At 72.1% G+C, this 1,462-nt stretch carries 1 protein-coding gene; it reads left to right on the forward strand.

The annotated features are described in order from the left end of the window. Positions 1–1,370 (forward strand): ABC-ATPase domain-containing protein (locus RWX45_RS12955; protein WP_316024131.1); only part of this gene is annotated, 1,370 nt, incomplete at its 5' end. Between the last annotated feature and the right edge of the window lie 92 nt (positions 1,371–1,462).

Consider the following 1,462-nt stretch of genomic DNA (forward strand, 5'->3'; position numbering starts at 1 on the left):
ACAGCCCGGAGACCGCCCCGGACGCCCCCCACCCCGGGACCCGCCCGGCCGCCGACTTCGTCGTGGAGATTCGCGCCCGCGTGGCGCTGCCGGCACGCGGACGTTCCATCCGTGGCCGCGAGGCCGCCAACATCTTCGCCCATGACCTCACCCGTGAGGTCAATGCCGCTCTGGATCTGACCGGCGAGCGCGCCGAGCGGCTGCTCGCACACGTCGCCGCCCTGGAGGACCACCGGGCCCTCACGCAGGCGGTGCGCGACAACGGCTGGGTGTCCTTCCTCGCCGACGGCTCGATCCTGCCGCGCCGCTCCGGCGTCAGCGACGCCCCCATGGAGGAGGGCGCCGTACCGCTGACCGCACCGGAATCGCTGTCCGCCACCGTCCACCTGCCGCACGCCGGCGAGGTGCGCGGCACCGCGATCGGTTCTGGGGTCACTCTGATCGTCGGCGGTGGCTACCACGGCAAGTCCACCCTGCTGGGGGCGATCGAGCGCGGCGTCTACCCGCACATTCCCGGTGATGGCCGCGAGCTGGTGGCCACGGTGCCCGACGCCGTCAAGGTGCGGGCCGCCGACGGCCGAGCGGTCACCGGCGTCAACCTCACCCCGTTCATCTCCCACCTGCCCGGCGACCGTGACACCGTCTCCTTCACGACGACGAATGCCTCCGGTTCCACCTCGCAGGCGGCCTCCATCATCGAGTCGATTGAGGCGGGCGCATCCGCGCTGCTGCTCGACGAGGACACCTCCGCCACCAACCTGCTCATCCGGGATGCGCGCATGCGCACCCTGGTGGCCGACGACCAGGAGCCGATCACCCCGTTCGTTGACCGGGTGACGGCGCTGGCCGACTCCGGTGTCTCCACGGTGTTGGTCATGGGCGGCAGCGGGGACTACCTGGATGTGGCCGACCGGGTGCTGCTGCTGGACTCCTACGTGCTGCACGACGCCACCGAGCGCGCGGCCGAGGTCGCTGCGGCGCAGCCGCGGGAGACGACGGCGTTGGCCGACTTCCCCACCCCGACTGCGCGGGTGCCGCTGCCCTCCCAGCGCACGCAGCGCGGCCCGGTGCGCACCCGCTCCCGGGGAACCGACTCGCTCACGCTCGACCGGGAGGACATCGACATCTCCGATGTCGCCGGCGTGGTCGATTCGGGCCAGGCGGAGGCGACCGCCTACGCGCTGCGGGCGCTGCTCGAGCAGCGCTTCGACGGGGAGTCGACGCTGGAGGAGTGCCTGGATGATCTCGAGGCTCTGCTCGACGACGAGGGCCTGGACGCCCTCGACCGCCGACCGGCCTTCCTGGTGCGTCCGCGCATGGTGGACGTGGCGGCCGCGGTGAACCGCTACCGCAAGCTCCGTCTGGCCTAAGGGCGGCAGCGTCTGGCTGGGCCCGACTTCAGTCTCGCCAAGACTCAAACACATGCGCGAGCCCGCCACTGCCTGACGGTAGTGGCGGGCTC

The organism is Actinomyces sp. MRS3W (assembly GCF_032465695.1).
GTDB lineage: Bacteria > Actinomycetota > Actinomycetes > Actinomycetales > Actinomycetaceae > Actinomyces.